Here is a 25,760-nt window from a genome sequence, read left to right on the forward strand (position 1 = left end):
GAGTTATTTATAGCCAAATCACGCTATCAGCTTTACAGCCCTGCCATAAGATGTAATTTTCAGACAGGTGATACTTTTTACTGATAGGGGTGAGAGATGCGGTATTTGCCAAAATTGCAGCAATTGAAGGTTTTCCAGCAGGTTATCCGCAGCGGCAGTATTCGTGGCGCCGCACGCGCCATGAGTCTCTCCCAACCCGCGGTAAGCCGTGCGCTGCGCGAGCTTGAACACACCCTCGACACCCAGTTGGTACTGCGTGGCAATGAAGGACTGACCCTGACAGCGACCGGACGAGCTTTTGCGCAGCGTATGCAGTTTATTCTTGAAGAACTCGAGCGGGCCGCCGATGAAATCCAGCAGATGAATCAGTACACGCAGGGTTCCGTCGCCATTGGCTGCTCTTCGCTTATTGCGATGACGGTTTTCCCGGCCCTGGCCGATGAGTTCAAGGGCGCCTTTCCGCAGGCCAAAATGCTGATTAAAGAGGGGCAACTCTCGACGCTGCTACCCGCGCTGCGCGAAGGCCGGCTGGATTTTGCCGTGGGAACGATTGGTCCAGGGCTGCCGCTGGAGGATTTGGTGCGCGAGCCGTTGTTCAGCGCGTCGTTTGGCATTATTGCACGGCGCGGACATCCGCTGGAGAACGCCACAACGCTGGAGGCGTTGCAGAATGCACGCTGGGTGCTGCCCGAAACGGACATGGGTTATTACCAGCAGCTTCAGCTGTCGATGGGGACGTTTTACCATCAGTCGGCGGAAATGCCAGTGCGCACCGACTCTGTGGTCTGCGGGCTGAATCTGGTATTGCAGTCGGATTACCTGACCATTGTGGCGCGGGCGATGGGAGCGCCGTTCGGATTAGAGGGCAAATTGCATCTGCTGCCGATCGATAGCCTGCCGCAGGCGGAATACTGCGTACTCTATTCGCAAAAATCGCCGCTAACCTTTGCGGCGCGACGATTTCTGGATTTACTGCGGGCCCATTGTCTGGCTTATCGCTGGTAAAGCCTTATTCCGGTTCCACTACTTCAAAACTGTGCGTTATCGATGCGGCTTTCCCCAGCATCAGAGAAACCGAGCAATATTTTTCAGCAGAAAGCGCCACCGCGCGCTCGACGACTTTGTCGGACAAGTTCTTGCCAGTCACAATAAAGTGCAGGTTGATGTGCGTGAACAGACGCGGCGCTTCTTCACGGCGTTCGGACGTCAGCTTCACTTCGCAGTTCTGCACATCGTTGCGGCCTTTTTGCAAAATAGAGACGACGTCGATAGCGCTGCAACCGCCTGCCGACATCAGCAACATTTCCATCGGACTTGGGGCTTTATCGCCCGCATTGCCGTCCATCAAAATCTGGTGACCTGACGCAGATTCACCCAAAAACGTCAGTCCTTCAACCCATTTTACCCGTGCCTGCATGTGCCTTACTCCTGGTATAAATATTCAGCCAAATTTATCTCAGACTACCCTTTTAGGCAAAAACCGGCAACGTAACCCGATCCCCATCATGCTGAAGCGAGACAACAGAAGACACCCGCGCAAACCTGTGCTACAAACGAAGCCGATACACACTTTTCAGTAAATTGCGGTGATGGGTTTGTGGTTTTCACATGAAACCACGGTGCTAACAACAATAATAACGCTGTTTCACTCCGACTCCCGCTTGCAGCATTACTGGACAGTTCTTATGCTAAAAGGGCGCGTACTTTTTAAGACGCCGTACAGGGAACTCTGAGCCCTGTGATTTTGGGCAGCGATAACAACAGAGGATAATAGCTAATGGTTCTCGGCAAGCCACAAACAGACCCTACTCTCGAATGGTTCCTGTCTCACTGTCATATACATAAGTATCCTTCCAAAAGTACGCTGATTCACCAAGGTGAAAAAGCCGAAACGCTTTACTACATCGTGAAAGGGTCGGTTGCCGTCCTGATTAAAGATGAAGAAGGCAAAGAGATGATACTTTCCTACCTGAACCAAGGTGACTTCATCGGCGAGCTGGGACTCTTCGAAGAAGGGCAGGAACGTAGTGCATGGGTTCGTGCTAAATCTGCCTGTGAAGTGGCTGAAATTTCTTATAAAAAATTCCGCCAGTTGATTCAGGTTAATCCGGACATTCTGATGCGCCTTTCCGCTCAGATGGCGACACGCTTGCAAGTGACTTCAGAGAAAGTGGGTAACCTCGCCTTCCTCGACGTGACGGGCCGTATCGCGCAAACCTTGCTGAATCTGGCAAAACAACCGGATGCGATGACCCATCCGGATGGTATGCAGATCAAAATCACCCGTCAGGAAATTGGTCAAATCGTCGGTTGTTCACGCGAGACGGTGGGTCGCATTCTCAAAATGCTGGAAGATCAGAGCCTGATCTCCGCACACGGTAAAACGATTGTCGTTTACGGCACCCGTTAATTCCCTGAAAAACGGCGCGGCAGGCAACTGTCGCGCCGTTTTTATTGGGAAATAGGGATACAACACAGTGATAGCGCGGCTGAAGAAGCAACGCATGACGTTATGGCGTCGTTTTTTTTACCATCCCGAAGTCAACTATGCCCTGCGCCAGACGCTGGTGCTGTCTATTCCTGTGGCGATTGGCTGGATGCTCGGTCAGTTGCAAATGGGACTCTTATTTTCTCTGGTCCCCGCCTGCTGCAATATCTCCGGCCTTGATACCCCGCATAAGCGCTTTTTCAAACGCCTGATCGTGGGGGGCTCTCTCTTTGCTTTCAGCAGCCTGATGCTGCAACTGATGCTGGTGAACTGGCACGTTCCGCTCCCGCTTATCATGCTGTCGTTCGCGCTGGTGCTTGGCGTGACGGGTGAAATCAGCCCGCTGCACGCCCGTTTGCTGCCCGGTGCACTGGTCGCCACCATCTTCACACTCAGCATGGCAGGCGTGGTGCCTGTCTGGCATGCGCCCCTGTTGTATATCGTCGGTACCGCCTGGTACGGGCTGTTTAACTGGGCGTGGTTCCGGCTGTCAGAAGAGCAGCCGATGCGCGAAAGCCTCAGCCAGCTCTATCTGCAACTGGCGGATTATTTCGAAGCTAAATATAGCCTGCTGACCCAGCACACCGATCCCGAAACCGCGCTGCCGCCGCTGCTTAAGCGCCAGCAGCAGGTCATCGATCTGATCGCCCTGCTCTATCAACAACTGCACATGTTGCCCAATAACGGCCACCATCATCAGCACAAACGGCTATTCCAGCGTTTTCAGGTCGCACTGGATTTACAAGAGCACATTACCGTCAGCCTGCATCTGCCAGAAGAAGTCCAAAAACTGGTGGAAGAGAGCCACGCCGAAGCCGTGATCCGCCGTAACGCCCAGGTGATTGCCGCCCGTCTGCGGGTAATTGCCGACGACATTCTTTATCACCGGCGTTCTGAACGCTTCACCATGGCGAATGAGCTGGCCGCGCTGGAAAAAATCGCCTCACGGTACCGTGATAACCCGGTCGGCCAGTTCTGTTATTACCATTTCAGCCGCATTGCCCGCCTGCTGCGCACCCAGCGCCCGCTATACCGACGCGATCTGATGCAGACGCAAAACCGCCTGCCATTCTGGGCGGCGCTGAAAGGTTATCTGTCGTTTAAGTCCGTGGCGCTGCGCAATGCGGCACGTCTTGGCGTGGCACTGGCCATCGGCAGCAGCCTGGGCCTGTTTTTCAATTTGCCAAAACCTTACTGGATTTTGCTCACGGTAATGCTGGTCAGCCAGAACGGTTACAACGCCACGCGCGTACGCATTCAGCACCGTGCGCTCGGCACGCTGATAGGTTTACTGCTTGCTGCCGGATTACTGCAACTCGAATTGCCCGAAAGCATTACGTTGCTGTGTATGTTGCTGATCACCGTGGTGTCTTACACCGTACTGCGCAAAAACTACGGGCTGGCTATGATTGGCATGACAGTCACCGCTGTTTATACCTTGCAGTTGCTGGCGATGAATGGCGCACATTTTCTCGTTCCACGGCTTATCGATACCCTGATTGGCTGCGCACTGGCGTTTGGCGGCACGCTCTGGCTGTGGCCGCAGTGGCAGAGTGGTTTGCTGCGCCAGAACGCCTGGCAGGCGCTGGAAAGTGATCAGGACGCGATCCGTTTATTGCTGGAGGAAAATCCCGATCCCGTGAAACTGGCGTACGCCCGTATGCAGGTTACCCAGGCGCACAATGCCCTGTTCACGTCGCTCAATCAGGCGATGCAGGAACCGGGCTTTAACTCGCGCTATCTGGCCGACATGCGCTTATGGGTGACGCACAGTCAGTTTATTGTCGAGCACATCAATGCCATGACCATTCTGGCCCGCGAGCACTACATGCTGACGCCACAGCTGGCGATGGACTATCTGCAACGTTGCGAAATTGCCCTACAAAGTTGTCAGCAGCGCCTGACCTACGACGGCCCGAGCAGCGAAAGCAGCCTGTTCGCCACGCCAGAATTGCACCCCGACATGCCCATCACGGAGATGGAACGCCATCTGCGACGGGTATTGTCACATCTGAGCGTCATGCATACGATTTCGTCACTGGCGTGGAAGCAAAGGCCACATCACGGGATCTGGTTGACACGGCGTGTCAGGGAGAGTTGAACAGTTTCGGCTGTTCAATTGCCAATTCGACTTCAACGTCAAGACCGTGGGCTCGCCGCCCACACTGGCCCAAAGGAGGTTTAAACGAACCTCCTTTGGAATCCTGCGTTTTTAAACTGCGCGCTATCGCTGGGTTATTGGACATGTTCTGAAACTTGCGCGTGAGGCGCAAAATGTCACGGCTTCGCCGTCCCCGAATTTCGGGATTCGAGCCTCAGGTCTCGAACCTCTCATCCGGTGCCATTTCTGACTGCGCCTTAGCGGCTATGTAGGTCAAAAGATAAAAAACAGAATAAAAGACAATAAATCTGTCTGGTTTTGAATTTAAGAAAGCCTAGGCCGCATTCAAAAATGACGCCGACGAAGGGGTGGAAAACCGCGCGTATTTTGGCGCGGGTTGTAACCCGAACGGAGGGCACCGCCTAAGCGGCGGCATTTTGCGGCTGTAACTGCGGTGACTGAAACACGGCCATTGTGACCAGCGCAGCTGCTGTTTTTTAAAAAGCTCGGAGTCCAGAGGGACAAGCGACTGCGGCCCCCAAGTCGGTGTGGGCCGACGCCCACGACCTTGAATTTGAATTTTAAAGCGCCAGAGCTCGCTCAGCCCCCCAAAACTTTACCAATCGCTTTCTCAAAGCGATTCATCCCCTCGCTGATGTCTGCGAACTCAATCACCAGAGATGGCGCAAGCCGGATGACGTTCGGACCGGCAACCAGGATCATCAGGCCAAACTCGGCGGCGGCTTTGTGGAAGTCACCGGCGCGATTTTGGTAGGCGTAGGACAACTCGGCGCCAATCAACAGCCCCTGACCCCGGAACTCTTTGAACACACCATATTTCTGATTAATGGCGTCGAGCCCCTGAATAAATTTCTCGCGGCGCTCGCTGATGCCAGCCAGCACTTCCGGCGTGTTGATGATATCCAGTGCGGCTTCGGCGACGGCGCAGGCCAGCGGATTACCGCCGTAGGTGGTACCGTGTTTGCCCGGCTCCATGACCGCAGCCACCTCTTCGGTTGCCAACATCGCGCTGACCGGGAAACCGCCACCGAGCGCTTTGGCGGTGGTCAGAATATCCGGGGTAACACCATAATTCATGTAGCTGAACAGCTTACCGCTGCGGCCCATACCGCTTTGTACTTCGTCGAATACCAACAGGGCCTGATGCTGATCGCAGAGATCGCGCAAACCTTGCAGGAACTCCTGAGTGGCTGGCGTCACGCCGCCCTCGCCCTGAACGGGTTCGACTACAATGGCGCAGGTATGGTCATCAATCACCGCTTTCACTGCATCAAGATCGTTGAAAGGAACGTGGACAATGTCCGCCGGTTTCGGGCCGAAGCCGTCGGAATATTTCGGCTGACCGCCGACGGAAACCGTGAACAGCGTGCGGCCGTGGAAAGCATTATGAAAGGCAATGATTTTGCTTTTGTACGGGCTGTGGCGGTGCGATGCGTAATAACGCGCCAGCTTGAAGGCTGCTTCGTTGGCTTCCGCGCCAGAGTTAGCAAAGAACACCCGGTCGGCAAAAGTGGCGTCGATCAGCTTCTGCGCCAGTCGCAAAGCAGGTTCGTTGGTGAAAACGTTACTCACGTGCCACAGGGTTTGGCCCTGTTCGTGCAAAGCTTTCACCAGCGCAGGATGACAATGGCCCAGCGCCGTCACCGCGATACCTCCGGCGAAATCGATGTATTCAGTGCCCTGCTGGTCCCACACGCGGCTGCCCTTCCCTTTAACCGGAATAAACTGCGCAGGTGCAAAAACAGGCAAAATCACCCGATCAAACACGTCACGACTCACCACTGCTTTCTCTGCCATTAATTTCATCCCCTTCAATCTGTTACACGTGTTATCACACGTCATTCATCATTATAAAAGCGTATTCACACCCGAGTCGAATGTGAAAATATAGTCATAAAATATGCATAATAAATCATCCGCAGGCAAACGAAAATCTGCCTTTGCGGGGAAGTAATTTGTTCGTGGAGGTTAAGCGGCTAAATCTTAAGGAAATTATCCAGCAACTGATGACCCTGTTCGCTGAGAATACTTTCAGGATGGAACTGGACACCGTGCAGCGGCAGCGTTTTATGGGCGATACCCATAATCTCATCCGGCTGACCCTCACGCTCGGTCCAGGCAGTGAGCGTGAAGCACTCTGGCAGGCTCTGGGCGGCGACGATCAGCGAATGGTAGCGCGTTACGGTCAGGGGATTATTCAGGCCGCGAAATACGCTTTGCCCGTTGTGGCGAATGGGTGAGGTTTTGCCATGAACTGCTTGCCGTGCCCGCACCACCTGGCCGCCAAAAGCCTGCGCTATCGCCTGATGCCCGAGACAAACACCGAGGATCGGCAAACGTTCGGCAAAATGAGCGATTGTGGCCAGAGAGATCCCGGCGTCGTCCGGCGTACAAGGTCCGGGTGAAATCACCAGATGGGATGGGGCCAGCTGTTCAATATCAGCAAGGCTAAGCTGATCGTTGCGTTTGACCAGAACCTCGGCACCCAACTCGCAGAAATATTGATAGAGGTTGTAGGTAAACGAATCGTAGTTGTCGATCAGCAGCAGCATGGCGTTCCGGGTTTTCAGTCGATGAAATTACCCGGCCGATTCTACCCACTTTCGCCGTCAGTTGCCGCTGTCGATTTCACTGACCACTTTATTAAAGATTTCCGTCAGCTGTTTTTCATCACCAAATACCGCAGCTTTATTGGCTTCCAGCCAACGGACCTGTCCGACTTTCGACCATTGAATGTCATAGCCGGCATGAATGATCAACTGCTCAAAGAAGATGCGCTGGGCGCGGCCGTTACCCTCACGAAATGGGTGCAGCAGGTTGATACCCGTATAGTAATGAGCCAATTTTTTGCACAAGGTATCCAGCGGCAAATCAGCCAGATACCCTTCATCTTCCAGCGCCTGCATCAGCGCATTGCCCTCTTTCTCGATATAGGTGAAATGACAGAATGGGGTGTCCTCTTTGTAGATATCCATTTCACGCAGTTCACCCGCCCAGGGATAGATATCCTGAAACAGCGTCTCATGAATGGCACACAGATGCGGTAGCCCCATCACGGGAGGCCCGAGTGTGATCGTCGCCGCACGCAGCGCGGTGAAGGCCATCTCGGCCTGAGCGAGCCGGTTAGTTTCGTGGATCTCCAGCTTATTTTTCAGCACCTGGAGGCCGGGATAGAGGTAAGAATCGATACCTGCGTTCAGCTTATCGTTCATAGTGTGCCCTCAAATCTTCAAGCCGTTGGGCAATTTGCTCGTCGCTGAGCCGGATCAGGTCAATCTGTAAACCATCCAGCAGACTGCTGGCCATAAAGTTGGGGTTTTGTCGCTCACGGAACAGCTTTTCTTTCTGTTTCTGGGTCAGCTTGCTACTCATCTCAACTCCTGTGGCGTGGGTTTTGGCTCCTCTCTTCTGGGATTAAGTATAGACAGGGAAAAGACGGGCGAAAAAAAACCCTGCCGCAGCAGGGTTCAGTCAGTACAGAAACCGGTTATTTTTTACGGCCACCCATGATGGAGCCCAGTACACCTCGCAGGATCTGACGCCCTACATCACGCGCCATACTTTTCGCCACCGACTGCACCACGCCGTCATGCTTTCCGCCACGCGGGCCGGTGGAACCGAACAGAATGTCATTCAGCCCGCCCATCAGGCCGCCGCCACTTGCCTGATTTTCAGCCGGTTTCTGTGGCGCAGAATTGGGTGACGCAGAGTTTTGCGGTGAAGAAGCTTGCGGCTGATTCACCGTGCCGAAACCCTGCGCGGTGATTTTCTCGTACGCCGATTCGCGGTCAATCGCATCTTCATAACGCCCATACAGCGGCGATTTGTTCAGCGCACGGTTGAGGCCGTCATCACCCAGCAGGCCCATTTTGGATTCAGGCGCGATCACCATCGCCCGTTCAACCACATTCGGCCGCCCCTTTTCATCGAGGAACGAGACCAGCGCTTCGCCGACACCCAGTTCAGATATCGCTGTTTCCGCATCGAAAGCCGGATTGGCGCGCAGCGTTTGTGCTGCCGCTTTCACCGCCTTCTGGTCACGTGGGGTAAAGGCCCGAAGCGCATGCTGTACGCGGTTACCGAGCTGGCCGAGCACGCTGTCGGGAATATCCAGCGGGTTCTGGGTAACAAAAAAGATGCCAACGCCTTTGGAACGGATAAGCCGCACTACCTGCTCGATTTTAGTCAGTAGCGCGGCGGGCGCATCGGTAAACAGCAGGTGCGCCTCGTCGAAGAAGAACACCAGTTTTGGCTGTTCCGGGTCGCCCACTTCCGGCAGATGCTCGAACAATTCCGCCAGCAGCCACAGCAGGAATACGGCGTAAAGTTTCGGCTGATTAATCAATTTATCTGCCGCCAGCAGGTTAATGATGCCGTGCCCGCTGGTATCCGTTTTCATCAAATCGTTGATATCGAGCATCGGCTCGCCGAAGAACTGATTGGCCCCCTGACTTTCCAGCGACATCAGTCCGCGCTGAATTGCCCCGACTGACGCGGGCGAAATATTGCCGTACTGCGTCTGGAACTGTTTGGCGTTATCCCCGACAAACTGCACCATCGCCCGCAAATCTTTCATGTCGAGCAGCAGCAGGCCGTTGTCATCGGCAATTTTAAACACCAGATTGAGCACGCCGCCCTGCACGTCGTTTAAATCCAATAGGCGCGCCAGAAGCAACGGGCCAAGGTCGGAGACCGTGGCGCGGATGGGGTGGCCTTTCTCGCCGAAGACATCCCACGGAATAATCGTGCAGGCCTGCGGCTGCCAGTCGGTGACGCCAATTTCCTGAAGCCGGGCATTCAGTTTGTCAGAGACCACTGCCTGCGCGCCGATGCCGGACAAATCGCCTTTTACATCAGCCAGAAATACCGGCACGCCGATGCGGGAAAACTGCTCGGCCATTCTCTGCAAGGTGACGGTTTTCCCGGTGCCGGTTGCGCCGGTGATTAAACCGTGGCGGTTAGCCAGCGCAGGTAAAATGACCAGATCTTGTGCCGGTTTGCCGTCATGCATGGCTTTGGCTATCAGACGTGCTTCACTCATTTGATTGTCCTTTGAATTCAGCTCAATTTTGGGCATAAAAAAGCCTTCACGATGGAAGGCTTTTGATGTTCTTAGACACTACCAGAAATTATGGCAGGACTTTGGCAGAAAGGATCACAACCGGCGTGGTGGGTACGTTCTGGTAAGGACCGACATTGTCAGTTTTCACCTGGGCAATTTTGTCCACGACGTCCATGCCTTTGATTACTTTACCAAAGACGGCATAACCGAAGTCACGCTGGCCATGGTCAAGGAAGGCGTTATCGGCCACGTTGAAGAAGAACTGGCTGGTTGCGCTGTCTTTCTCGGCGGTACGGGCCATGGCGATGGTGCCGCGCAGGTTACGCAGGCCGTTATCCGCCTCGTTGGCGATTGGCGCATTGGTTTTCTTCTGCTGCATGTCAGAAGTGAACCCGCCACCTTGGATCATAAAGCCCGGGATGACGCGATGGAATATGGTGTTGTTGTAATAGCCGCTTTGGGCGTAATCAACGAAATTTTTCACAGAAACCGGAGCCTTGGCACTGTCGAGTTCTACTTCAATATTCCCTGCGGAGGTCGTCAGCAGTACGTGTTGCTGTGCGGCGGCCAGCGCGGCAGGTGACAGCGCGGTCAGGGAAAGCAGCGCGGTGACGGTCACTAAAGTACGTTTAAACATGACGATTCCTTTATCAAAAATACAAACCACTGTACCCGATAGATTTCGAGCTGCCACGAGGTAGAGACTCACATCGCGGCAGCTCGAAATCTATCGGGCTAAACCCATTGATTCTAAAGAGCCAATCCACGCGGCGCCAGACCTTTACTTTTATTTACGTAGCAGAGACTGTTTTTTTTGTCGGGTGTGTCGCGCTTTTGCATATTGTTCAATTTTTGACTTCGGGTTCAGGCTAAGATATAAAAAATGAGAGCGCTCTCATTTTCTGTTTCATTCATCAAATTTCACTGAATCACACTTTCTAAAAACAGCCAGGAGTCGAACATGAAGAAAATAGTCCTTTGTTGTGCCGCAGGAATGTCGACCAGTATGTTGGTTCAGCGAATGCTGAGTGAAGCACAAACGCGCGGCCTTGAGGTCGACGTGCGCGCCGTGCCGGTGGCGGAGTTTGAAGCCATTATTGACGAGGCCGACGTCGTGCTGCTCGGGCCGCAGGTGCGCTACGAACTGGCACGCCTGGTGGATATTGCTCAGCCACTGGGCAAAACCGTGGCCGTGATCGACATGATGGATTACGGCACCATGCGCGGCGACAACGTGCTGAACAAGGCGCTGGAACTTATCGGAGGTACACATGAATCCGTTTAAAATTGCCATTATCGGCGGCGGCAGCAGCTACACACCTGAACTGGTCGAAGGGTTAATTCAGCGCATCGATGAGCTGCCGGTCACCGAACTGGCGCTGGTAGATGTGGAAGCCGGACGCGAAAAAGTGGGCATCATCGCCGATCTCACACGCCGGATGCTGGCTCGTGCCGGACTGGAACATGTGAAGGTCAGCGTGCACTTTGCGCTGGATGACGCCATCAGAGGCGCAAAATTTGTGCTCACGCAGTTGCGCGTCGGGCAGTTGCCAGCCCGCGCCGCCGACGAGCGTCTGGGTTTGAAATACGGTTTGATTGGTCAGGAGACCACCGGCGTTGGTGGTTTTGCCAAAGCGCTGCGCACTATCCCGGTCTTACTCGAGATCGCCCGTAAAGTCGAAGCGCTGTCGCCTGACGCGTTTATCATCAACTTCACCAACCCGGCCGGTATTGTGACCGAAGCGGTGGCCCGCCACAGCAAAGCCAAAATCATTGGTCTGTGTAATGTGCCGATCACCATGCATCACATGATCGCCAAAATGCTCGGTGCGAAAGATGATGAGATCCACCTGCAATTCGCGGGTCTGAACCATATGGTTTGGGTACACCGCGTGCTGCAAAACGGCCAAGACGTCACCCAAACCGCGCTGGATATGCTGTGCGATGGCGCAACGTTGACCATGAACAACATTAAAGAGCAGCCGTGGAAGCCGGAACTGCTGCGTGCGCTGGGGGTGATCCCCTGCCCGTATCACCGCTATTTCTATCTGCCGCGTGCGATGCTGGCCGAAGAACTGGAGCAGGCTGCCGACGGCGGAACTCGCGCTGAGAAAGTGATGAAAGTCGAGAAAGAGCTATTTGCGCTCTACGCCGATCCGCATCTGAACACCAAGCCAGAGCAGCTGAGTTTCCGTGGCGGTTCGTTCTATTCCGAAGTCGCACTGGAACTGATCCGCTCGATACATAATAATCTCGGCACCCAGATGGTGGTAAATACATCAAATCATGGTGCTATTCATGGCTTACCGGACGACGCCGTGGTAGAAACCAACTGTATTATTGACGCCAATGGGGCATCGCCACTGGTGTTCGGACGCCTGCCACCGGTGCTGCACACGCTGGCAGATCAGGTGAAAACCTTCGAGCGTCTGACCATCGATTGCGCGGTGCACGGCGACAGACAAAGCGGCCTGCTGGCGCTAATGACCAATCCGCTGGTCGGCGATGCCGCACTGGCACAACAACTCTTCGACGAGGTTTTACAGCTTAACGCGCCGTATTTACCTCAGTTCAGATGATCTTTCCCTGCCCCTGACTGGCGGGGCTACAGGAGCCAGTATGGTGACATTGGAAGACGTCGCAGCCTATGCCGGAGTATCCCGTGCCACCGTTTCCCGCGTGGTCAACGGCGATCAGAAGGTGAAAGCGGCCACGCGTGAAATTGTGGTCAGGGCCATCGCGATGCTGGGTTACAGCCCGCATCCGGCGGCACGCGCGCTGGCGTCGAGTCACAGCAATACCCTCGGGCTGGTCACCACCTCTTATCGCGGCGGATTTTTTGGCGCGCTGATGGATGTGGTCCAGACCGAAGCCGAGTCACAGGGAAAACAACTGGTGGTGACGCAAGGTCGTGACAGCGAAGAAAACGAACAGCAGGCGATTTCGCGGCTGTTCGGCCTGCGCTGTGATGGCCTGATTTTGCACGTCCGCCATATCACCGATGAACGCTTGCGGGAGCTTGCTCATAACAGCAATCCGTTTGTCCTGCTCGACCGGCTGGTGCCGGGGCTGGAGTCACGCTGCATTAGCTTTGATCACGCCCTCGCCAGTCATCTCGCCACCCAACATTTACTCGACGCCGGACACCGTAAAATTGCCTGCATCAGCGGGCCGCTGACGCGGTTCTCTGCCCGCCTGCGCTGGCAGGGTTTTACCGATGCCATGGAGCAGGCAGGCATTACGCCGCTGGCCACGCTCGAAGGGAATTACCGGATCGACAGCGGATTCAGCCACACTGATACGCTGCTGCGCCAACCGGTCAGACCAACGGCGATTTACTGCTGTAATGAAGATATGGCGATGGGCGCGCTGCTGGCGATCAGTGAGCACCGCCTGCGCGTTCCGCAGGATATTTCGCTGATCTGCTATGACAGCGGTGAGCGCGCAGACTTTGTCCGCCCGGCCCTGACCAGCGTCCATTTTCCAATCACCGACATGGCGCAATTTGCCACCTGTCTGTTGCTCGACGAGCTGTCACTGGATGGTGAACTTCTCCGCCAGCAGTTTACGCCGAAAATTGTCAGCCGTGATTCGGTCGCCCCGCCGCCAGGCTGAATCCCTGCCCTTAACTGTTGAAATCGACGGACTCGGTTTTATCCAGATGAATCACCGTCTGCGCCGGCTGTGTTTCGGCGATCACCAGACCACGACGGATCGAATAACGCGCTGGCGTCTGCCTGCGCACCGCGTCAAAGCCGCTTTGCGCCGGTAAGATCACCAAATTCGCGTCATTACCGCTTTTCAGACCATAGCCTTGCAGGTTCATGGTGCGCGCGCTGTAGGTGGTGATCAGTTTGAGGCCATCATCTATCTGCTGATAGCCCATCAGTTGACAGACATGCAGCCCCATATGCAGCACCTGCAACATGTTGGCCGTACCGAGCGGATACCACGGATCGAAGACATCATCATGGCCGAAACAGACGTTAATCCCGGCGTCGAGCATCTCTTTGACCCGCGTGATACCCCGGCGTTTCGGGTAAGTATCAAAGCGACCTTGCAGATGAATATTCACCAGCGGATTGGCGACAAAGTTAATCCCCGACATCTTCAGCAGGCGGAACAAGCGCGAGGTGTACGCGCCGTTGTAGGAGTGCATGGCAGTAGTGTGGCTGGCCGTGACACGTTCGCCCATGTTTTCACGCAGCGCCAGTGCAGCGACGGTTTCGACAAAGCGCGACTGTTCGTCATCGATTTCGTCACAGTGCACATCGATCAGCTTGTCGTATTTCTGCGCCAGTGCGAAGGTTTTATGCAGGGACTCCACGCCGTATTCGCGGGTGAATTCAAAATGCGGGATCGCACCGACCACGTCAGCGCCGAGCTTCAGCGCCTCTTCCAGCAGGGCTTCGCCGTTCGGATACGACATAATGCCTTCCTGCGGAAACGCCACGATCTGAACCTCAACCCACGGCGCGACCTCGGCCTTCACTTCCAGCATCGCTTTCAGCGCGGTCAGTGTTGGGTCCGACACATCCACATGGGTGCGCACGTGCTGAATGCCGTTAGCGATTTGCCATTTCAGCGTCTGCCATGCGCGCTGCTTGACGTCTTCATGGGTCAGTAATGCTTTGCGTTCTGCCCAGCGTTCAATGCCTTCAAACAGCGTACCGGACTGATTCCAGGTCGGTTGCCCAGCGGTCTGTGTGGTATCGAGATGAATATGGGGTTCGATAAACGGCGGTATCGCCAGCCCGCCCTGTGCATCCAGTACGCCGTCTTTTTCTGCCGTGTCTTCTGGCTGCCTGATGATCTGACGTATGCGGCCATCGGCTATATCAATCTGCCATAACCCTTCACGGTCAGGTATTTGTACGTTCTTAATGGTACGCAAAAGGGGTGTCGTCACGCGTTACCTCATCGTTTGGAATGAAGGCTAAATAATTGCCAATACCTGAACAATAGCCTGAAAGTGTTTATAAATCGAAAGGTTACATAAAAATTCAATAAAATCAGTCAAATACTACCTAAGAGGTATATTGGGGGCTGCTTGATTTGCATCAATACCCCCTCCTTCACGCGCGCTATGTTGAGCCGATAGAAATCAATTTTGAGGCAAACATGAGCAAAGTCAGACTCGCGATTATTGGCAACGGCATGGTCGGCCATCGCTTTATCGAAGATTTACTGGATAAAGCCGAACCCGGCCAGTTCGATATCACGGTATTTTGTGAAGAGCCGCGCGTGGCCTACGACCGCGTTCATCTTTCCTCCTACTTCTCGCACCACACGGCGGAAGAGCTGTCGCTGGTACGCGAAGGCTTCTACGAGAAGCACGGCGTCAACGTGCTGATCGGCGAGCGCGCCATTACGCTGAACCGCGAAGAGAAAGTCATTCACTCCAGCAGTGGCCGTACGCTGTATTACGACAAACTGATTATCGCCACCGGCTCCTACCCCTGGGTACCCCCAATCGCAGGGTCTGACGGTCAGGACTGTTTCGTCTACCGCACGATTGAAGATTTACACGCCATCGAAGCCTGCGCCCGCCGCAGTAAACGCGGCGCGGTGGTCGGCGGCGGTCTGCTCGGTCTAGAAGCCGCGGGCGCGCTGAAAAACCTCGGCGTGGAAACTCACGTCATTGAATTTGCTCCGGGCCTGATGGCTGAACAGCTCGACGTGATGGGCGGCAACCAGTTGCGCCAGAAAATCGAAAGCATGGGCGTGCGGGTTCATACGGCAAAAAATACCAAAGAGATCGTTCAGGGCGGAAGCAGCGCCCGTAAAACCATGGAGTTCGCTGACGGCACGTCGCTTGAAGTCGATTTCATTGTCTTCTCCACCGGCATCCGCCCGCAGGACAAACTGGCCCGCCAGTGCGATCTCGAGATTGCGCCACGCGGCGGCATCGTGATCAACGACCAGTGCCAGACCAGCGACCCGGACGTGTACGCCATCGGCGAATGCGCCTCATGGAACCAGCGTACTTTCGGCCTGGTCGCGCCGGGCTACAAAATGGCGCAGGTAACTGCCGACCATCTGCTGGGGCGTGACAATCAGTTCACCGGTGCTGACATGAGCGCCAAGCTGAAACTGCTGGGCGTTGACGTCGCCGGTATCGGCGATGCCCATGCCCGAACGCCGGGCGCGCGCAGTTATGTCTATCTCGACGAAAGCAAAGCGCTCTACAAACGCCTGATCGTCAGCGAAAACAACAAAACGCTGTTAGGCGCAGTGCTGGTTGGCGACACCAGCGATTACGGCAATCTGCTGCAACTGGTGTTGAACAATATTGAACTGCCGGAAAATCCGGACGCGCTGATCCTGCCTGCGCACGCGGGCAGCGGCGGTGCGGCAATCGGCACGGACTCCCTGCCTGATACCGCGCAAATCTGCTCCTGTTTTGACGTCACCAAAGGCGACATCATCAAAGCGGTTCAGGGCGGCTGCCACACCGTAGCAGCGCTGAAATCAGCGACCAAAGCCGGTACCGGCTGCGGCGGCTGTATTCCGCTGGTGACGCAGGTGCTGAACGCCGAACTGAGCAAGCAAGGCATTGAAGTCAATCACCACCTTTGTGAGCACTTTGCTTATTCCCGTCAGGAGCTGTACCACCTGATCCGCGTCGAAGGCATAAAATCCTACGACCAGTTGCTGGCAAAATATGGCAAAGGCTACGGCTGCGAGGTGTGTAAACCGACCGTCGGTTCACTGCTGGCGTCGTGCTGGAATGAGTTTGTGCTCAAACCGCAACACACCAAGTTGCAGGACACCAACGACGTGTTCCTCGCCAATATGCAAAAAGACGGCACTTACTCCGTCATCCCACGCTCGCCGGGTGGTGAAATTACCCCGCAGGGCCTGCAGGCTATTGGCGAAATTGCTGCCGAATACAATCTCTACACCAAGATCACCGGCTCACAGCGCATCGGCATGTTTGGTGCGCAGAAAGATGATTTACCTGCCATCTGGCAAAAACTGATTAACGCTGGCTTTGAAACCGGTCAGGCCTACGCCAAAGCCTTACGTATGGCAAAAACCTGCGTCGGCAGCACCTGGTGCCGTTACGGCGTCGGCGACAGCCTCGGCTTTGGTATCAGTCTTGAAAACCGCTACAAGGGCATCCGTACGCCGCACAAGATGAAATTTGGCGTCTCCGGCTGTACCCGTGAATGTTCTGAAGCCCAAGGCAAAGACGTCGGAATTATTGCCACCGAAAATGGCTGGAATCTGTACGTCTGCGGCAACGGTGGCATGAAACCGCGCCACGGCGACCTGCTGGCAGCGGATTTGGATAACGACCAGATCTTGCAATATCTCGACCGCTTCATGATGTTCTACATCCGCACCGCCGATAAACTGCAACGCACCTCGGTATGGCTGGAAAGTCTGGAAGGCGGCATCGACTATTTGCGCAAAGTGATTGTCGACGACAAACTCGGCCTTAACGCTCAGCTGGAAGCCGAACTGGCGCGCCTGCGTGATTCCGCCGTCTGCGAATGGCAGGAAACGCTCAATGACCCGTCGGCGCAAACCCGCTTCACTCATTTCATCAACAGCGAACAGCGTGACCCGAACGTACAGTTTGTTGGCGAACGTCTGCAACACCGCCCGGCCCGTCCGGACGAACGTATACCGGTCACCGTGATTAACGCCGGGGAGGAAGTATTATGAACCAGTGGCTGACACTCTGTTCCATCGAGCAAATCCTGCCGGGCTGCGGCGTCTGCGCACTGGCAGGCGACCAGCAGGTGGCGCTGTTCCGCCCGTTTACCGACGAGCAAATTTTCGCGCTTTCAAACATTGACCCGTTCGCCCAGGCCAGCGTATTGTCGCGCGGCATTATCGGCGAGCATCAGGGCGAATTGTGGGTTGCCAGTCCGCTGAAAAAGCAGCATTTCCGCCTGACCGACGGCCTGTGCATGGAAGACGACAGTCACTCCATCGCGGCTTTTGAAACGCGCGTGAAAGACGGCAACGTACAAATTCACCTTTAGGAGCGCCTCTGCCATGGACTACTTCCCGCTGTTTTGCCAGTTACACAATAAAGCCTGTCTGCTGGTTGGCGCGGGTGAAGTCGCAGAGCGCAAGGCCCGGTTACTGCTGGATGCCGGGGCGAAACTGACGGTTAACGCCATGAGCTTCACCCCGCAGTTCGACGTCTGGGCAGCCGAAGGCAACGCCGAACTGCTGACCGGTGAGTTTTCACCCCTTTTGCTGGATGATAAGTGGCTGGTGATCGCCGCGACCGATTCCGAACAGGTGAATCAGGCAGTCAGCGTTGCCGCCGAACAGCGTCGCGTTTTTTGCAATGTGGTGGATGCACCGCAAAGTGCCAGCTTTATCATGCCGTCGATTATCGACCGCTCACCGCTGATGATTGCCGTCTCCTCCGGAGGCAACGCGCCAGTGCTGGCGCGGCTATTGCGTGAGCGTCTCGAAGCTATTCTGCCGCAACATCTGGGCAAGCTGGCGCAGGCTGCAGGTGGATTGCGTCATCGAGTGAAACAGCATTTCTCTGATATGGTCCTGCGCCGCCGCTGGTGGGAAAAGCTGTTCAACCATCACCGTCTGGCGCAGTCGCTGGCTAACAATGACCAGCAACAAAGTGATGCCTATATCGAAGAACTGTTCAGTGAACCGGTTGAGCATCATGGCGAAGTGATTCTGGTGGGTGCCGGTCCCGGTGATGCGGGCCTACTGACGCTCAAAGGCCTGCAACAGATGCAACTGGCTGACGTCGTAGTGTATGACCGCCTGGTGTCTGAAGAGGTGCTGAATCTGGTGCGCCGCGACGCCGAGCGGATTTTTGTCGGCAAGCGTGCAGGTCACCACTGCGTGCCGCAGGATCAAATCAATCAGATCCTGCTTGAGCAGGCCAAGCTGGGTAAACGCGTCGTTCGCCTTAAAGGCGGCGATCCGTTCATCTTCGGACGTGGCGGCGAAGAGCTGGAAGCGCTGAAAGCCGAAGGCATTGCCTTCTCTGTCGTGCCAGGGATCACCGCCGCATCCGGTTGTTCCGCTTACAGCGGTATTCCGCTGACACACAGGGATCACGCACAAAGCGTTCGCCTGATAACCGGCCATGCGAAACAGGACGGCGACCTCGACTGGACCTGTCTGGCGCAAAGCCAACAGACGCTGGTGTTTTATATGGGATTGACGCAGGCCGCTGAAATTCAGCGCCGCCTGCTGGAACATGGCCTGCCCGCTGCCACCCCGGTGGCACTGGTAGAAAACGGCACCACCAAACAGCAGCGGGTGGTGACTGGTGAACTGACGCAGCTCGGCTCCCTTGCTGAAAAAGTGCAAAGCCCGAGTCTGATTATTGTCGGATCGGTGGTCAGCCTGCGCAAAAAACTCAATTGGTTTGCCAGTGAAACGGTTGTCGATAAGCACCCACAGTAATGTCAACGGTGTCTTATTAACAGGCGGAAACTAAGAATATTATTTAATCAATTCAGGGGCGTGAATATTTCTTCACGCCCTTTTTTATTTCACAGGAGAAAAATACAACAGAATATAAGGGCTGAATTTTAGATAATCACCGACGTTATTAAAAATATAAAACCACCCCAAATGGAATATTCAGAACCTTCCACTTAAACTTAAAGAGCGCCAACTGTGGCGCCTTCGCCCGTGGAGGGTCAAATTATGCGCCCTATCATTCATGTTGGTCATATAAACAAGATTGCCATGGCAATCCTGATCGCCCTGTCTCTGGCTGCCTGTAGCGGCAGCGGCGGCGGGGGTTCATCTCATACGGCAAAAACCTCAACGACCGGTTCTGCGACAACCGGTGACGGTACAACATCAGGCAGCGATGGAACGACGACGGCGGGTAATGGAACCACCACCACAGGAAGCGGTACCGGCACAACAACCGGTGATGGCACCACAACGGCAGGCAACGGTTCTGGCTCTGGCTCTGGTTCGGGGACAGGAACGGGCACAGGGACAGGAACCGGCTCAGGAAGCGGTACGGGTACGGGCGGAACAACGGTCACCCCTCTGGCTACCGGAACCATACTCAGCAGCGCCGGTGGCGCAGTCAGTGGACTCGGCACTCAGGTCAGCAGCATTGCGACCCAAACGCCTATCGGTAATATCCCGGTCGCCGGAACGGGTGTCGTGACCATCGTCGACAGCGCGGGTAAGGCCGTGACGGATGTCGGTGGTGGCGTGCAAACTGGCGTCGGGCAGCTCGGCGTCAATCCCAATGCGCTGGGCACTACCGCCGCTGGCGTACCTAAAGCCGTGGCTGATTTAGGCACCGGTGTTTCCGGGCTGGGCACATCACTGGCCACTAACACGGTGGGTACGCCGCTCGGTGGAGTGACGGGTGCGGCAGGCGGGCTGGTAAATAACGTCGGCCAGTTGACGACCAACACCGGAAACGGTCTGGCGCAGAACCTGCAAAACGGGGCATTATCCGGCGTAACAACGTCTGCAACGGGCATCGTCACACCGGTTGTCGCTCAGGTTCAGGGCGTGACCCAGAATGTAGGTGGCGCAACGGGGTTAGGTACGCCGGTTAGCGGTTTGCTTAATCAGGTCGGTACCAGCGTCAGCTCAGCGGGCACACAATTAACCAGCTCAACACCGGCACTGGCAGGCCTTGGCACCACGGTCACTGATACCGGACAGGCGGTATCAAGAACGGGCGTGTTAGTGGTTCCGGCCAGCAGTACCACGACATCCACCGCCAGTAATTCCGGCGGGATCTCAGCGGGTGCCGGTGCTTCGGCTTCACCGGCTGGCGGATTAATTTCCGGGCTTCAGGGCACCGTAAGCGGCCTGACCAGCGTAACTGCCGGTCTCACCGTGCAAAAACCTAAACAATAAACCGCCGCAAGGCAGAACAAAAAGCATCAAGCACTCCCCGGCGAGGTCGGGGAGTGAGCTTCTGCAAGCTGAGTCCGACCTTTTATCTATGCGACCAAAGGAATGCTTATGAAAATAAAATCCTGCATAGTGGCGCTGTTTGGAACAGTCATTGGCTATAGCTCTGCCGACATGTTCCCGACGCTGATTGACCCGAACAACCCAGCGAAACTGGCTCAGCCGGTTTCCCAGCCTCCTGCCAAATCACAAAAAATCACCATTTCTACCCCAAGTCCTGTTACTTCAGTGACACCGCAAACCCTGATCGATGTCAGACATATTCAGTTTATTGGCGGTACGCGCTATCCGCTGGAATCGCTCGCGCAACCCTTCGCCAAAGACGTCGGCAGGAAAGTACCACTTTCAGCCCTGCTCGCAGCCACCGACAGCATCACTCAGCGCTACCATTCCGACGGTTTTATTCTTTCGTATGCCTATTTACCGGCAGATAACTTTCACGATGGCGTGGTAAAAATAGGGCTGGTGGAGGGCTATATCTCTGCCACGCAAATTCACAGTGACAACACCCAGATCGGGCGCTGGCTCAGCAAGCTGTCGCAACACATCATGGCCGAAAACCCGCTCACGCAGGACACCTTCGAACGCTATACCTTGCTGATGAACCGCACGCCAGACACCAAAGTCACCGCCTCCGCCAACAACCCAAATAATATCTATGGCGCGACGATCCTGAACGTAGACGCACAACGTCAGCGTAACTGGAACATCGCCACGGCGGTGGATACGCGAAAAGATGACAGTTCGGCCATCGTCAACGCTACGCTGAGCGGTCTGAACACGTATGGCGAGCAGTTGGGCATTGCCACCTTAATCCCGCTGGAAAGCAGTACGCGCAAAACCTATGCAGGTCTGAACTATCAGCAGTATATCGGCGACGATGGCCTGCTAATGCAACTCAAAGGCAGTTATTACCAGCAGAAAGACAAAGATTACAATCAGATACTGGCGCTACCTGATGGAATAAATATCGGCTCCAAAAATACCCAAACGCAGTACAACGGCGGCGTGGTGTTCAGCTATCCGCTGGAATTAACCCGTAAAAATCAGTGGACGCTCAGCGGCGGTCTGGACTATACCGACAAAAAATACACCTATGACCTGTGGGCGACGCAGGGTGCGCGACAGGTTCAGTTGCCGGATGTAAACCAGCGCGTGCGTTACCCGGCGGCGGACATTACGTTAGCGGGTTACCGCGAATTTGATCAGGCGTACTGGAACACCCGTTTCAATGTACGTCAGGGCATCGATGGATTGGGGGCAACCAACTCGACGCCAAATGCTGATCTCAACTTTACTCGCTGGAAATTCAACGGCGACACCGCCTATCTGTTCGACAAAAAGTGGCGGCTGAGCGCCTCAGTAGAAGGCGACTGGTCAGATAACGATTTACCCGAGCCGGAGCGCGTGAACTTTGGTGCGCTGCATTATGGCCGCGGTTATCCGGACAGTGATGCGTCTGGTGACTATGGCGTCGGCGGGCAGGTCGATATGCGCTATCTCTATGGTGTCGATCAAGGGCCGTGGCTGAAGACCATTCAGCCCTATGTGGTCGTCGATGCCGCTCATACCGGCTTTAATCAGGGGGGCATCCCGAAGCAAAACCTGTCTTCTTATGCCCTGGGTGTGATGTTTGGGGATAACCGCCATTACACCATTTCCGTTGAAGCTGCGCGCCCTATCGGTGATGTGCCATTGGACAGCGATAAACGTGATTGGCGCTATAACGCTACGTTCACTTATAACTTCAATGCGGGTTCCTGACCGCCAGATTCCACCGGTTTAAAGCAGACATAAAAAAACCACGCTCATTAGCATGGTTTTTCAGTGCCGGGCAATGATCAGGAAGCGGGTACGAATCCGATTGCTTCATAAACTTTTGCCAGCGTAACCTGCGCACGGGCGCGGGCTTTATTGGCACCGTCACGCATGATTTCCTGTAGTAAAGCCTCGTCGTTGCGGAAACGGTTGTAGCGTTCCTGCAACTCAGTCAGCATCCCGGCAACGGCTTCTGCTACGGCCCCTTTCAAATGGCCATACATCTGGCCTTCGAATTCCGCTTCCAGCTCGGCAATGGTTTTGCCATTCACACCGGAAAGGATATCTAACAGATTGGATACACCGGCTTTGGTCGCGATATCGTAACGCACAACAGGCGGCTCTTCGGAGTCGGTCATTGCGCGTTTGATTTTCTTAGTCACTGACTTCGGATCTTCCAGCAGGCCGATCACGTTATTGCGGTTATCGTCCGACTTGGACATCTTCTTAGTCGGTTCCTGCAACGACATCACGCGCGCGCCAGATTTTGGAATAAATGGCTCAGGTATGGTGAACACATCGCCATAAAGCGCATTGAAGCGGTTTGCGATATCGCGGCTCAACTCAAGATGCTGTTTCTGATCTTCACCAACCGGCACCTGATTGGTCTGGTAAAGCAGGATGTCGGCGGCCATCAGCACCGGATAGTCAAACAGACCGGCGGTAATGCTGGAGTTTTCGCTGCTGGAGTTTTCATAACGCGCTGATTTGTCTTTGAACTGCGTCATACGGCCCAGTTCACCGAAGTAGGTGTAGCAGTTCAGCGCCCAGCTCAGCTGAGTATGCTCAGGAACGTGTGACTGCACAAAAATGGTACTTTTTTGCGGGTCAATACCGCAAGCCAGATACAGCGCCAGCGTGTCGAGGGTCGCTTTACGCAGTTGCGCAGCATCCTGACGTACGGTGATGGCATGAAGGTCAACAATGCAGTAAATACACTCGTAGTCGTCTTGCAATTTTACCCACTGACGCAGCGCACCCATGTAGTTGCCAATGGTCAGTTCACCAGAAGGTTGTGCACCACTAAATACGATGGGTTTACTCATTTTTATGCTTCCTGATCTTTTAAGGATTACAGCCCAAAAGTGGGCAAGAGGTCGGCGAAATGTTCGAGGACGCGATCGGGCTTGCTCAGCGCGATGCTTTCACCGTAATTGTAGCCGTACGTCAAACCGACGCAGCGGCAACCGGCGGCCTGTGCCGCCTGAATATCATTGCGTGAATCACCAACAAAAACCAGTTCGCTGGCACGCAGACCGAGCTTCGCGAGCATCAGGTACATGGGGGCCGGATGTGGTTTTTTCTGTGCGACGTCATCGCCACCGATCACCACTGAAAAAAATTCTTCAATATCGAGCGAGTTCAGCAGTGGTGCAACAAAAGGCGTGGGCTTGTTGGTGATAAGTCCCATCGGCACGCCTTTTGCTTTCAGCGCTGCCAGCGTCTCTTTAACTTGCGGGTACAGCTTGCTGCCGCTGGCGGCCGTTTCTGCGTAGTAATGGTCAAATTTGTCGCGTACTTTTTGGCAAAACTCGGGCGACATATCACCTTCGGCCCAGCGTACTGCGCGCTCAACCATTACATCAGCGCCGTTGCCAATCCAGGTGCTGATGCGCTCAACGCCAGCAGCGGGCAGACCGAACGCTTTCAATGCCATATCAACGGCATCAGCCAGTCCCGGTGCGCTGTCGACTAACGTGCCATCGAGATCAAAAGCGATGCCCAGCGGTTGCATTGACTCAGCCATGGGGAACCTTCGCAAGTTCGCTGCGCATGTGGTCAATCACAGTACGGTAATCAGGCTGGTTAAAGATAGCGGAACCGGCAACAAACATGTCTGCGCCTGCGGCTGCGATCTCACCAATGTTTTCAGCTTTCACGCCGCCGTCGATTTCCAGACGAATGTCGTAACCACTGTCATCGATCAGCTTACGCACCTGACGCAGCTTATCGAGGGTACCAGGAATAAACGACTGACCACCAAAACCCGGGTTAACCGACATCAGCAGGATCACGTCGAGTTTATCCATCACGTAATCCAGATAGCTCAATGACGTCGCAGGGTTAAACACCAGACCAGCTTTACAGCCGTGCTCTCTGATCAGCTGGATGGTGCGGTCAACGTGCTCAGAGGCTTCCGGGTGGAAAGAGATATAGGTGGCACCGGCGGCGGCAAAATCCGGGATCAGGCGATCGACCGGTTTTACCATCAAGTGCACGTCAATCGGTGCGTTAATCCCGGCTTTTTGCAGGTAATTATGCAGCGACTGGCACACCAGCGGTCCTATCGTCAGATTAGGCACGTAGTGGTTATCCATTACGTCAAAGTGTACGACGTCTCCGCCAGCTTCCAGTGCTTTAGCCGTGTCTTCACCCAGACGGGCGAAATCAGCTGATAAAATGGACGGGGCAATCAAAAACTTTTTCATCCGCTTCTCCAGACAAGAGGGTTACGAGCTGGTCTACGCGACTTCACGCAAATCAGCGATAGAGCGCCAAAAGTTCGTTCACTTTACTGCGTTGCGATACGTTGCTGCTGATGGTCCGGCGGGCCGAAACCCGGTGCAACGTCGCCTGGGCATACCATTCCAGCGTCAACGGGGTCTCATGGTTGGAGATCAGAACCGGTACGTCATTTTCTGACGAGAGCTGGTACGCCAGGCGCGCCAGGTTCATTTGATCATCCATGCTGAAGCTGTTGGTGTGGTAGGCCGTAAAATTCGCCGTTGCCGACAGTGGTGCATACGGAGGATCACAATACACCACCGAACCTGACTCCGCTTTCAGCAATGTTTCTTGGTAATGCTCACAGACAAACCGTGCATTCTGCGCTTTTTCGGCAAACCAGTAGAGTTCAGTCTCAGGGAAATAGGGCTTTTTATAGCGGCCAAACGGCACGTTGAACGCACCGCTGAGGTTATAACGGCACAGACCATTGTAACAATGGCGGTTGAGATAGAGAAAAAGCACCGAACGGCGGTAGATATCCGTACTCTGGTTAAATTCCGCTCTCAGGGCATAAAATTGCTCTGACTGATTAAACTCAGGGGAAAAAAACACGCGTGCATCACGCACGAATTCATCGGTGCGTGTTTTCACAATATCGTAGAGGTTAATCAGATCACTGTTGATGTCGGCCAGAATGTACGATTTGTAATCGGTATTCAGAAATACCGATCCCGCACCAACAAAAGGCTCTATCAGGCAATCTCCTGCTGGTAGATGACGTTTGATGTCATCTACAAGCGGATATTTGCCACCAGCCCATTTCAAAAAAGCGCGGTTTTTCTTCATGCCGTCAGTTAGCTACTTATACAATTCACAGCCGCGGATTGTACCCTGTTTTTAGACAGCAAATCGCGTTGAGA

Annotated in this window: 23 protein-coding genes; 11 read left to right on the plus strand and 12 right to left on the minus strand. The window is 54.7% G+C overall.

Annotation, left to right across the window (positions count from 1 at the left end; genetic code table 11):
• Window positions 1-96: 96 nt before the first annotated feature.
• Window positions 97-1,005 carry a LysR substrate-binding domain-containing protein gene (locus ACZRKO_RS17730; protein ID WP_463738561.1) on the plus strand — a complete coding sequence of 303 codons (909 nt, stop codon included), beginning with the start codon at window positions 97-99 and terminating at the stop codon, window positions 1,003-1,005.
• Between the two features lie 4 nt (window positions 1,006-1,009).
• On the opposite strand, the gene ACZRKO_RS17735 is transcribed toward ACZRKO_RS17730, so the two are convergent.
• Entirely contained in the window at window positions 1,010-1,417 is a 408-nt protein-coding gene (locus ACZRKO_RS17735) for an OsmC family protein (protein ID WP_463738562.1), read from the minus strand.
• A 360-nt stretch (window positions 1,418-1,777) separates the two neighbouring features.
• On the opposite strand from ACZRKO_RS17735, the gene crp reads away from it, so the two are divergent.
• Together crp and ACZRKO_RS17745 are read left to right on the plus strand one after the other, a co-directional pair.
• Window positions 1,778-2,410, plus strand: a complete 633-nt coding sequence (gene crp, locus ACZRKO_RS17740) for a cAMP-activated global transcriptional regulator CRP (RefSeq protein ID WP_140474130.1) — start codon at window positions 1,778-1,780, stop codon at window positions 2,408-2,410.
• Window positions 2,411-2,504: 94 nt separating this feature from the next.
• Entirely contained in the window at window positions 2,505-4,589 is a 2,085-nt protein-coding gene (locus tag ACZRKO_RS17745; RefSeq protein WP_463738563.1) for a YccS/YhfK family putative transporter, read from the plus strand.
• A 600-nt stretch (window positions 4,590-5,189) separates the two neighbouring features.
• Here ACZRKO_RS17745 and argD read toward each other — a convergent pair.
• The 6 genes from argD to ppiA form a co-directional block, all read right to left on the minus strand.
• Window positions 5,190-6,407: a bifunctional acetylornithine/succinyldiaminopimelate transaminase gene (gene argD, locus ACZRKO_RS17750; RefSeq protein ID WP_463738564.1), complete on the minus strand. Its 1,218-nt coding sequence runs from the start codon at window positions 6,405-6,407 to the stop codon at window positions 5,190-5,192.
• A gap of 179 nt (window positions 6,408-6,586) precedes the next feature.
• Entirely contained in the window at window positions 6,587-7,162 is a 576-nt protein-coding gene (locus tag ACZRKO_RS17755) for an aminodeoxychorismate synthase component II (RefSeq protein ID WP_463738565.1), read from the minus strand.
• 57 nt (window positions 7,163-7,219) lie between these two features.
• Window positions 7,220-7,822: a putative adenosine monophosphate-protein transferase Fic gene (locus tag ACZRKO_RS17760; RefSeq protein ID WP_463738566.1), complete on the minus strand. Its 603-nt coding sequence runs from the start codon at window positions 7,820-7,822 to the stop codon at window positions 7,220-7,222.
• Complete coding sequence (locus ACZRKO_RS17765; protein WP_463738567.1) at window positions 7,812-7,982, minus strand: YhfG family protein; 171 nt, start codon at window positions 7,980-7,982, stop codon at window positions 7,812-7,814. The genes ACZRKO_RS17760 and ACZRKO_RS17765 overlap by 11 nt, the downstream gene beginning before the upstream one ends.
• A gap of 115 nt (window positions 7,983-8,097) precedes the next feature.
• Complete coding sequence (locus ACZRKO_RS17770; RefSeq protein WP_463738568.1) at window positions 8,098-9,651, minus strand: helicase HerA-like domain-containing protein; 1,554 nt, start codon at window positions 9,649-9,651, stop codon at window positions 8,098-8,100.
• A gap of 88 nt (window positions 9,652-9,739) precedes the next feature.
• Complete coding sequence (gene ppiA, locus ACZRKO_RS17775; protein WP_463738569.1) at window positions 9,740-10,309, minus strand: peptidylprolyl isomerase A; 570 nt, start codon at window positions 10,307-10,309, stop codon at window positions 9,740-9,742.
• A gap of 324 nt (window positions 10,310-10,633) precedes the next feature.
• Here ppiA and ACZRKO_RS17780 point away from each other — a divergent pair, with 324 nt between their 5' ends.
• Genes ACZRKO_RS17780 through ACZRKO_RS17790 form a run of 3 tightly spaced genes read left to right on the plus strand, consistent with a single transcriptional unit; the run spans window position 10,634 to window position 13,287 of the window.
• Window positions 10,634-10,957: a PTS sugar transporter subunit IIB gene (locus tag ACZRKO_RS17780; RefSeq protein ID WP_463738570.1), complete on the plus strand. Its 324-nt coding sequence runs from the start codon at window positions 10,634-10,636 to the stop codon at window positions 10,955-10,957.
• The gene (locus ACZRKO_RS17785) at window positions 10,944-12,251 is read left to right on the plus strand and encodes a 6-phospho-beta-glucosidase (RefSeq protein ID WP_463738571.1); all 1,308 of its coding nucleotides are present in this window, start codon (window positions 10,944-10,946) and stop codon (window positions 12,249-12,251) included. The genes ACZRKO_RS17780 and ACZRKO_RS17785 overlap by 14 nt, the downstream gene beginning before the upstream one ends.
• A 40-nt stretch (window positions 12,252-12,291) precedes the next feature.
• The gene (locus ACZRKO_RS17790; protein WP_463738572.1) at window positions 12,292-13,287 is read left to right on the plus strand and encodes a LacI family DNA-binding transcriptional regulator; all 996 of its coding nucleotides are present in this window, start codon (window positions 12,292-12,294) and stop codon (window positions 13,285-13,287) included.
• Window positions 13,288-13,297: 10 nt separating this feature from the next.
• Here the strand turns inward: ACZRKO_RS17790 and ACZRKO_RS17795 are convergent, their stop codons facing one another.
• Entirely contained in the window at window positions 13,298-14,581 is a 1,284-nt protein-coding gene (locus tag ACZRKO_RS17795; RefSeq protein WP_463738573.1) for a cytosine deaminase, read from the minus strand.
• 212 nt (window positions 14,582-14,793) lie between these two features.
• On the opposite strand from ACZRKO_RS17795, the gene nirB reads away from it, so the two are divergent.
• The 5 genes from nirB to ACZRKO_RS17820 all read left to right on the plus strand — a co-directional run bounded on the left by nirB (window position 14,794) and on the right by ACZRKO_RS17820 (window position 22,338).
• Window positions 14,794-17,346 carry a nitrite reductase large subunit NirB gene (nirB, locus tag ACZRKO_RS17800; RefSeq protein ID WP_463738574.1) on the plus strand — a complete coding sequence of 851 codons (2,553 nt, stop codon included), beginning with the start codon at window positions 14,794-14,796 and terminating at the stop codon, window positions 17,344-17,346.
• The gene (gene nirD / locus ACZRKO_RS17805) at window positions 17,343-17,669 is read left to right on the plus strand and encodes a nitrite reductase small subunit NirD (protein WP_463738575.1); all 327 of its coding nucleotides are present in this window, start codon (window positions 17,343-17,345) and stop codon (window positions 17,667-17,669) included. Before nirB ends, nirD begins: the two co-directional genes overlap by 4 nt.
• 13 nt (window positions 17,670-17,682) lie before the next feature.
• A complete protein-coding gene (gene cysG, locus ACZRKO_RS17810) occupies window positions 17,683-19,080 on the plus strand; it encodes a siroheme synthase CysG (protein WP_463738576.1) in 1,398 nt (465 codons plus the stop codon).
• Window positions 19,081-19,326: 246 nt separating this feature from the next.
• The gene (locus ACZRKO_RS17815; protein ID WP_463738577.1) at window positions 19,327-20,517 is read left to right on the plus strand and encodes a collagen-like triple helix repeat-containing protein; all 1,191 of its coding nucleotides are present in this window, start codon (window positions 19,327-19,329) and stop codon (window positions 20,515-20,517) included.
• A gap of 108 nt (window positions 20,518-20,625) precedes the next feature.
• Window positions 20,626-22,338 carry a ShlB/FhaC/HecB family hemolysin secretion/activation protein gene (locus ACZRKO_RS17820; protein WP_463738578.1) on the plus strand — a complete coding sequence of 571 codons (1,713 nt, stop codon included), beginning with the start codon at window positions 20,626-20,628 and terminating at the stop codon, window positions 22,336-22,338.
• 77 nt (window positions 22,339-22,415) lie between these two features.
• On the opposite strand, the gene trpS is transcribed toward ACZRKO_RS17820, so the two are convergent.
• The 4 genes from trpS to dam are packed head-to-tail and all read right to left on the minus strand — an operon-like array spanning window position 22,416 to window position 25,686.
• Entirely contained in the window at window positions 22,416-23,438 is a 1,023-nt protein-coding gene (trpS, locus tag ACZRKO_RS17825; protein WP_463738579.1) for a tryptophan--tRNA ligase, read from the minus strand.
• Window positions 23,439-23,464: 26 nt separating this feature from the next.
• Window positions 23,465-24,139, minus strand: coding sequence for a phosphoglycolate phosphatase (locus ACZRKO_RS17830; RefSeq protein WP_463738580.1), 675 nt, complete (start codon window positions 24,137-24,139; stop codon window positions 23,465-23,467).
• Window positions 24,132-24,821, minus strand: coding sequence for a ribulose-phosphate 3-epimerase (gene rpe / locus ACZRKO_RS17835; protein ID WP_463738581.1), 690 nt, complete (start codon window positions 24,819-24,821; stop codon window positions 24,132-24,134). Before rpe ends, ACZRKO_RS17830 begins: the two co-directional genes overlap by 8 nt.
• A gap of 52 nt (window positions 24,822-24,873) precedes the next feature.
• Window positions 24,874-25,686 (minus strand): adenine-specific DNA-methyltransferase, encoded by an 813-nt coding sequence (dam, locus tag ACZRKO_RS17840; RefSeq protein WP_463738582.1) that lies wholly within the window; start codon window positions 25,684-25,686, stop codon window positions 24,874-24,876.
• Window positions 25,687-25,760: the final 74 nt, after the last annotated feature.

The sequence above is a fragment of the Ewingella sp. C233 genome, assembly GCF_055407225.1.

Coding starts and splice junctions, on each gene's coding strand:
- ACZRKO_RS17730 (WP_463738561.1), top strand. CDS start 97: ATGCGGTATTTGCCAAAATTGCAGCAATTGAAGGTTTTCCAGCAGGTT.
- ACZRKO_RS17735 (WP_463738562.1), bottom strand. CDS start 1,417: ATGCAGGCACGGGTAAAATGGGTTGAAGGACTGACGTTTTTGGGTGAA.
- crp (WP_140474130.1), top strand. CDS start 1,778: ATGGTTCTCGGCAAGCCACAAACAGACCCTACTCTCGAATGGTTCCTG.
- ACZRKO_RS17745 (WP_463738563.1), top strand. CDS start 2,505: ATGACGTTATGGCGTCGTTTTTTTTACCATCCCGAAGTCAACTATGCC.
- argD (WP_463738564.1), bottom strand. CDS start 6,407: ATGGCAGAGAAAGCAGTGGTGAGTCGTGACGTGTTTGATCGGGTGATT.
- ACZRKO_RS17755 (WP_463738565.1), bottom strand. CDS start 7,162: ATGCTGCTGCTGATCGACAACTACGATTCGTTTACCTACAACCTCTAT.
- ACZRKO_RS17760 (WP_463738566.1), bottom strand. CDS start 7,822: ATGAACGATAAGCTGAACGCAGGTATCGATTCTTACCTCTATCCCGGC.
- ACZRKO_RS17765 (WP_463738567.1), bottom strand. CDS start 7,982: ATGAGTAGCAAGCTGACCCAGAAACAGAAAGAAAAGCTGTTCCGTGAG.
- ACZRKO_RS17770 (WP_463738568.1), bottom strand. CDS start 9,651: ATGAGTGAAGCACGTCTGATAGCCAAAGCCATGCATGACGGCAAACCG.
- ppiA (WP_463738569.1), bottom strand. CDS start 10,309: ATGTTTAAACGTACTTTAGTGACCGTCACCGCGCTGCTTTCCCTGACC.
- ACZRKO_RS17780 (WP_463738570.1), top strand. CDS start 10,634: ATGAAGAAAATAGTCCTTTGTTGTGCCGCAGGAATGTCGACCAGTATG.
- ACZRKO_RS17785 (WP_463738571.1), top strand. CDS start 10,944: ATGAATCCGTTTAAAATTGCCATTATCGGCGGCGGCAGCAGCTACACA.
- ACZRKO_RS17790 (WP_463738572.1), top strand. CDS start 12,292: ATGGTGACATTGGAAGACGTCGCAGCCTATGCCGGAGTATCCCGTGCC.
- nirB (WP_463738574.1), top strand. CDS start 14,794: ATGAGCAAAGTCAGACTCGCGATTATTGGCAACGGCATGGTCGGCCAT.
- nirD (WP_463738575.1), top strand. CDS start 17,343: ATGAACCAGTGGCTGACACTCTGTTCCATCGAGCAAATCCTGCCGGGC.
- cysG (WP_463738576.1), top strand. CDS start 17,683: ATGGACTACTTCCCGCTGTTTTGCCAGTTACACAATAAAGCCTGTCTG.
- ACZRKO_RS17815 (WP_463738577.1), top strand. CDS start 19,327: ATGCGCCCTATCATTCATGTTGGTCATATAAACAAGATTGCCATGGCA.
- ACZRKO_RS17820 (WP_463738578.1), top strand. CDS start 20,626: ATGAAAATAAAATCCTGCATAGTGGCGCTGTTTGGAACAGTCATTGGC.
- trpS (WP_463738579.1), bottom strand. CDS start 23,438: ATGAGTAAACCCATCGTATTTAGTGGTGCACAACCTTCTGGTGAACTG.
- ACZRKO_RS17830 (WP_463738580.1), bottom strand. CDS start 24,139: ATGGCTGAGTCAATGCAACCGCTGGGCATCGCTTTTGATCTCGATGGC.
- rpe (WP_463738581.1), bottom strand. CDS start 24,821: ATGAAAAAGTTTTTGATTGCCCCGTCCATTTTATCAGCTGATTTCGCC.
- dam (WP_463738582.1), bottom strand. CDS start 25,686: ATGAAGAAAAACCGCGCTTTTTTGAAATGGGCTGGTGGCAAATATCCG.